Origin of the sequence: Candidatus Megaera venefica (genome assembly GCF_034554655.1) — a bacterium.
Lineage (GTDB): Bacteria > Pseudomonadota > Alphaproteobacteria > Rickettsiales > Rickettsiaceae > Megaera_A > Megaera_A venefica.
In genome coordinates this window covers 1-7,359 of the sequence record NZ_JARJFB010000099.1, presented here as the reverse complement: position 1 = coordinate 7,359, position 7,359 = coordinate 1, and the positions used below count along the sequence as shown (strand labels likewise).

2 protein-coding genes are annotated in these 7,359 nt (G+C 35.8%); both read left to right on the top strand.

The genetic code is table 11. The features are described from left to right. The coding region (locus Megvenef_RS06395; RefSeq protein WP_322777147.1) for an AAA family ATPase at positions 1 to 6,059 on the top strand (6,059 nt) is incomplete at its 5' end. A gap of 163 nt (positions 6,060 to 6,222) precedes the next feature. Beyond that, on the top strand, positions 6,223 to 7,098 hold the full coding sequence (locus Megvenef_RS06390; RefSeq protein ID WP_322777146.1) for an Rpn family recombination-promoting nuclease/putative transposase: 876 nt from the start codon (positions 6,223 to 6,225) through the stop codon (positions 7,096 to 7,098). Positions 7,099 to 7,359 lie beyond the last annotated feature (261 nt).

Here is a 7,359-nt window from a genome sequence, read left to right as displayed (position 1 = left end):
CTATGGCAATTCAGTTTGCAAGAATAGAAATAGTAAGTAGGAGTAGCGGGGGTAATGCCTGCCGTAAAAGTGCATATAATGCTAGAGCTATAGTCAAAGATCAGAAAACAAATACAATTTATAATTTTTCAAATCGTTCTGATAATGTCTATCATCAGATTCTATTACCAGAAAGCGTAGATCAAAGGTTTAAAAATATAAGTGAGTTAATGAATGCGGTAGAGCATATTGAGAGAAAAGATAATAGTCAGCTTGTAAAGGATGCGGTAATAGCTCTTCCTGACGATAAAGAATTAGATTTACAAGATAGAATAAATATTACTCATAGAATTATCGAGAAAATGCAGTGGGTAAAAAATGGGCTTGCCGTGCAAGTAGATATTCACGAGCCGCACGACGGAGAAAAGAATTGGCACACTCATCTACTTGTTACTACTAGGAGATTCACGGAAGACGGTAAGCGTTTATATCACAGGAAAGCAAGAGATTTAAATCCTGAATTCAAAACTGGAAAATACGGTAATTTTATTATTCCTGAAGAAACATTATTGCAGCATCATACAAGAGACGCGATAAACGATTACTTTAAAGAACTCGGCTTAGAAAACAGAGTTGATTTAATTAGTGAAACTCCACAAGAACATACCGGCCCTGCTCGTATGCGTAGCATCCTAAACGAGAGTGTAATTCGTAATGAAGAACGTAAATTCGCCGACATAGAATCGCTGAAAACAGGAGTAGATGTTATTGCCAGAATTACAAAAAGAGCAAGTATCTTTAGTAGAAGTGATCTGATGCGGGCGGTTAAATGTATTCCTAATCATGAAAAAGCAGCTAGCCTAGTTCTTGAGGCTCTAAATTCCGATCAAATAACAGCTCTATACCACGAAGGCGGAGGAGAGGCGGGTTTTTATACTACGGCAATCGTTAGAGCCGAAGAATTAAAACTAATACGACTCGGTGGATATATAGCAAATCAAAAGAATTTAATGACTAGGGATTCAGGTGTTGAATCTAATGTAATAGCTAAAATAATCAATGAAGATGAATCTTTAAGCGGCCAACAACAAGAAGCTTTGTCGCATCTAATTCTTACAGATTGCGGTATCAAAATTCTTAAAGGGCGCGCAGGCAGCGGTAAAAGTCACGTACTCGGTAAACTAGCTTCAATTGCTAATTATTCCCAAATAAACGTGATCGCACTCGCTCCCACCCACAAAGCTGCGCGTGAATTAGCCGCTGTCGGTTATAATAAATCCGATACGATCAAAGGGTTCTTATTCAAACTTTACAATTCTAAACTAGATCTTCCTAAAAACAGCCTAATTGTTATAGATGAAGCTGGAATGGTCGGTAATGACGATTATTCCGAAGTGTTGCGCGTCGCAGCCGCTAGGAGCTGTAACGTGATACTCTCTGGGGACGAGCGGCAGCTATCTTCTATCGGACGCGGCGGCATGTTTGAGGTCTTTGCCGATAAATTCGGTTCTTATGAGATGAATGATATTAGAAGGCAAGAAAGCCAGTGGAGCAAAGACATCGCTTTAGCATTTTCTGAAGGTAACATTAAACATGCTATCGATGTACTAAAGTCGAATAATCGTTTAAATAACGCGAATACAAAAATAGATTCTATGGAATCACTGCTAACTTCTTGGAACAACAGTACCGAGTCTGTTGAAAATAGGCTAATTATAGCCGTTAAAAATACCGATGTTGATGCCTTAAATGCAGGAGCGAGGGAGTTACTAAAGGCTAAAAATATTTTAAGCGGATTGGGAGTATTAATTACCAAAGACGGCAAGAACTACTGCTTTATGAAAAATGACCGTATTGTTTTTAATCAGAGTAATAAAGAGGTAGGCGTAAGTAATGGGGATTTCGGAATAGTTAAGTCACTTAGTAGTTCAAAATTTACGGTAATGCTAGATAACAAAAAAGAGGTAGAGTTTAATCTTAGTGAATTTAGCGGTTTCAAGCACGGTTATGCCTCTACGGTCTATAAAGCCCAAGGTAGCTCGATTAGAAACGTATATGTATTGCATGACGGATTCTCTACTAATAAAAACTCTTACGTTGCCATGAGCCGCCATATCAAAGATATTCATCTATATACAAACAAGGTCGCAACAAAAACTGATAACCATCTGATAAAACAATTAGGCTTTAACCCTGAAGCGGGTAGCAGTCTTAACTATTATACGAAAGAAGATTTAGAAGTTAAGAGGCTCTCCGAGAGCAAAGGGGTGTTTGCCAAAACCGTTGATAGGCTCAGTGAGAAACTTAAAAGTGGGATTACGTCATTTATCGATAAAAGCTCCGTTGATAGAGATTATTATGTCTTTGAAAAGTCTGAGGTCAGCAAAGCAGAGGCTTTTGAGATTCTAGAACTAGTAAATGAATATGACGAGTCTTCGGCAAAGTCTTCTTCTAGCGTAGCTGATGAAGAAGCTTTTGTATTAGAGGAAAGAGCGGTAGTAGGCGGCTACAATATCAATCAAAAAAATGTAGGTAATAATATTACAAAATCTTCAAATAACATAACAAGTAAGTCAGGTAATGATATTTCGGCAGCTAATCCAAATGCACTCTCACAGCAATCGCCTCAATTTACTAATACGTTATCCACAAGAAAACAGAGTATGACTCCTAAAGAGCGGTTTTATGCAAATAGGGATTATCTATTGAAGAAACAAGCCGCTAATAATGTTGATTATGAACAAGAAAATCAAAACTTACGACAAGAAATCAAATGGAACGCAGAAAGAATAGCCTTAAATCTACTAGGCGAGCCTAATAAACGATTATCGGACGGTAAGCAGTTACGTTTCGGTGAGCAAGGCGGAGTAGCCGTTATGATTAGCGGTGAAAAACGGGGTAATTGGTATAACTTTGAAAAAGGCACGGGCGGTGATTTATTTGATTTAGTACGCGATGTTAAAGCTTGTGATTTCAAAGAAGCTGCCGATTATTTACGCGAGGTAGTCGGTATCGATAATAAAACTTCAAACATAGTTAATCTCCATGATTTCAACGATAGATACGTAGATCATCACAAAGAGAAGCTTAAGGAAAAAGCGGAAGAGATTGCCTTAGCAAAAAAAACAGAAACTCTGTATGCAAAAAGTAAAGAGATTCTTTATACTTGTACCGCTGCGCGTTATCTAGTTAAAATAAGAAAAATAGATTTTGCTGCTTTCCAAGAAAAAATAGGCGAAGATATTAGAACTACAACTATTTACGAGCCGTCTATTCAAAAAACGTTACCTGCAATAGTTGCTTTTGCGAGAAACAAAGACGGAGAGATTACAGGCGGGCAACAACTACTTCTAAGTAGTAATCCACTCGGCAAAGCAAATGTAGATACCCCTCGTAAGTCATTCGGCAAAATCACGGGTTCTTTTGTAGAAATCAGTAGTCCGAATCGTAATATGCAAAACTTACAAAATCAGCTTTTAAAGGATCATAATACAATCACGGTAATAGCCGAAGGACTCGAGACGGCTTTATCGATTCAATATGCCGGTATAGATGCTAAAATAATATGTTCACTCGGAATTCATAATATTAAAAATTACGTACCGCAAGAAGGCGAGCAAATAATCATAGCAGCCGATAATGACGGCAAGGATGCAACTACTAATAAAACTATAATAGAGGCTAGCGATAGTCTACGGATGAGCGGAGCTATGGTCAGAATCGCAAGACCCGAGCAGGTCGGTGATTTTAACGATATATTACAAAGGAGTAATGAAGGTGGAATATTAGAAATCAGAGAAATATTCAATCCTGTAATTAACAGTTTTAAAGCTAAAACTTTAGCTGAGTTTTTTGCTAACTTTGAAGAACTAGATAAATTAACTCAAGCAGCGCGACAAGATCTCACTTATATTAGTAAATATGCTGTCAATAAAGATAAGCTACTTAATGAGTTTAAACATAGCGAGACAAGGGGAGTAGCCGAGTTATCTAATACTAAAGGAGCGGTGATGTATGCCGAGAGATCGTATAATAATCATATCCAAGTAATAGAAGATATTAGAGCTTTCGGCGGCGATGTTGATCAGAAAAAATTAATCGGTGAATTGAGTAATATAGCAACGAGCGGACATTTTAATTATTTAAATGAGCTTTGTCAGGATACTTTACACGGCTACATATCTAATAAACGCAGTCTACTTAATAAAGAGAAGGAACAAGCCGCCGATCCAGATGAATTGCTTGGAGTCGTAGCTAAGGAGCAACGCTTACTTGCAGGACTTCGGAAAGAACATAAGCACGCCATAGTGCGCTACAGCTTTAAAGACTATAAAATATCCGAAGCCGCTAAAATTTCATACGAACAGCCTACCTTGTTAGAAGATGTTCAAAAAATTATCGTAGAAGCTAGGCAAGAAGGCTTTATAACGAATTTGGAAATTATGCGCACGCTAAAATCCACTATCAATATTGAAGATATTCATACTACTTTAGATAAAAAACGTGAGAATCATTATATTGAAACAAATCTAGAATCATTTAAGACCGCTAAAATCGAAGCTAAACTACCCGAAGAAATGATTGCAATTATAGCAAAAGAGCAAAGTTTTCTAGCAGACTTACATGAGGTGATAAAATATCCTAACGAGCAAAAGCATATACTAGAATCAATAGATCTAGCCTACGCTCAAAAATCCGATCAGCTAGTAAATAAGCTGGATACATTAGTAGATCGCGCTTTAGCGAGCGGAGCTAAAACGCAAGATGAAATTATAGCTGAGTTAAAGAGTGCGGAGAATCTTAAAAATACTTGTATAAATTTGGACAAGGAGTTAGAGGTTCATAACGTACAGGTAAATTTAAGTAATTTTAAACAACAGAAATTCGAGTCTAAATTACCCGAAGAAATAATGAACATATTGTCAAAGGAGCAAAGCTTTTTAGCAGAGTTAAAAGCTAATTTGCGATATAGGGATGTTCATCCGTATAGCTTACTAGATTTGGTTCATAAAGCATGCGTCGTCAAGGACGGCAATATTATACCGCTTCTACAAAATGCGGTAGCCCATACTATAGAAATTGGACTCAAAGATAGAGACATAATCGCCTACGAACTGAAAGATACAAATGATTTAAAATCAACATATATAAATTTAGACAAAGCACTTGAAGTTCATCACATAAAATCAACTCTAAACAAGTTTGCCTCAGCAAAACTTGAGGCTAAATTACCTGAAGAGTTAATTACTATATTTACTAAGGAACAAAAATACCTTGCCGAGTTAAACGATACTATCAAATATCCCGATCAGCATTCTAAAGATTTATTAGATAGAGTCGAAGGTGTGCGCAAGGGGCAGCAGAATAATATCATATCAATCCTAGGGAAAACTGCAGAGGATGCTATAAAAACAGGCTTTAAAGACAGCTCTACAATAACCGAAGAATTAAAAAATGCGCCTGATTTAAATTCAGCTTATTTTAATTTAGATAGTGAACTTGAAAATCACCGCGTGCAAACAACCTTAAATAACTTTAGCTTACAAAAGGCAGAAGCTAAAACTATCCCTGAGATATTACAAATTACCGCAAGCAAGCAAGAGTTTTTATCCTCATTACACAATAATATAAAATATCCCGAGCTACAGTCTCAAACATTACTAGATTCAATCGGTAAGGCTCATCAGGGAGAGCAAAATAACATAATGCAAGAGCTAAGCAGCTTAACTTCCCATATAACCGAGCATAAAATCCGCCCTGAACAAGATTTGCTCGAGCAACTCAAAAATAGCGAAGATACCCATGCTACTATAAAAGAGTTAACTAAATCAGTCTTAGAACATCATGCTAGCATCATTAATAAAAACATTAGCAGCTTAATCGATAACAAGCACGTTGAAATCGGAGGAAAAACATTTGATTGTCCGATGAAGTATTTAAAGCATGAAATAGAAAATCCCGCTCATGCTTACGCAGATATAGCCACATATAAAAAAGCTATTCCTCGTTTGCAAGAAATAATGAATAAACTTGAATTAAAAAAAGAACACGAACATTCGATGGGCGGAATGTCAATGTAGTAGGGGGCAACCAGCATAAAAGAATTTGTGGTTTTTTCACTAACTTGGTAGTTAAAACACTTTGTTAAGAAGTATTATATCTGTTATAATCAGACTTGAAGTTTCGGTCTTTGTAAGACATAAGTTACTACCGAGATTAAACTTAAAATAAATAATTATATATATGGCTCTCTCAAAGTTTCTTGATCCTAAAAATGATTTTTGCTTTAAGAAAATTTTCGGTACAGAGAAAAACAAGGATATTCTTATTCATTTTTTAAATGATATTCTAAAATACGAAGGAAATGAACAAATCACTGAAGTAACATTTTTAAAAACTATACAAGACCCTGAAATTGCCGCTTACAGGCAATCAATAGTCGATGTGTTGTGCAAAGATCAGAATGGCGATCAAGTGATAGTCGAGATGCAGATCAGTAAGCATAAAGGTTTTGAAAAAAGAGCGCAGTTTTATGCGGCTAAAGCATATTCACAACAAGTAATCAAAGAAGATGAAAATCATAAGAAGCTAGCTGTATATGCTAAATTAAAAGCTGTGATATTCTTAGCTATTGCTAATTTTACTATGTTTCCCGAAAAAGAAGCTTTTAAGTCGGAACATAGGTTACTCGATACAAAAACTTATGAGCATGATTTAAAAGATTTTTATTTCGTGTTTCTAGAACTTGAGAAATTTAAAAAAACTATTGATCAGCTAGAGAATCTTGAGCAAAAATGGTTGTATTTCTTTAAACATGCAGAAGCTAGTACCTTTGCTGAAATAGAGCATTTAATTGGTAGCGATATAATTATTAGGAGAGCCTTTGAAGCAATAGATCAAGCTGCTTGGACTGAAGAGGAACTGAATACCTACGACAAAATGACTAAAACCAGACTTGATAATCTAGCGGTAGAACAGCAAAAAATTGAAGATGCCGAAATTAGAGGAGAAGCTAAAGGCAAAGTAGAAATTGCTAGAAAATTGCTATCAAAAAATCACTCTATTTCTGACATCTCTGATCTTACAGGTCTATCTGCCGAAGAAATTTCAAAATTATAATAAATTTTCAAGAAAACTTTATTTGCTTTGAGTACTAGTTTTATTTTTAGGAAAACAACTCCCATTTTACAGTATTAAAATACCTCTGTTTTTTAACGCAGTCAATCGATTTTTTGTTAAATTTAGTTCAAATATACTTTAGTCAGATACGAACAGAGTATTAATACGGTAGTTATTTATTAACTTCTATATTTTTACCTTAAAATTTTATCTGGTTTAGGCGCGTTTTAAAGCATTATCTTTGCACCCTGACTTATAAGT

What these genes read in the sequence shown, in the direction of transcription:
- Megvenef_RS06390 (WP_322777146.1), top strand. Translation starts at nt 6,223, where the DNA reads ATGGCTCTCTCAAAGTTTCTTGATCCTAAAAATGATTTTTGCTTTAAG.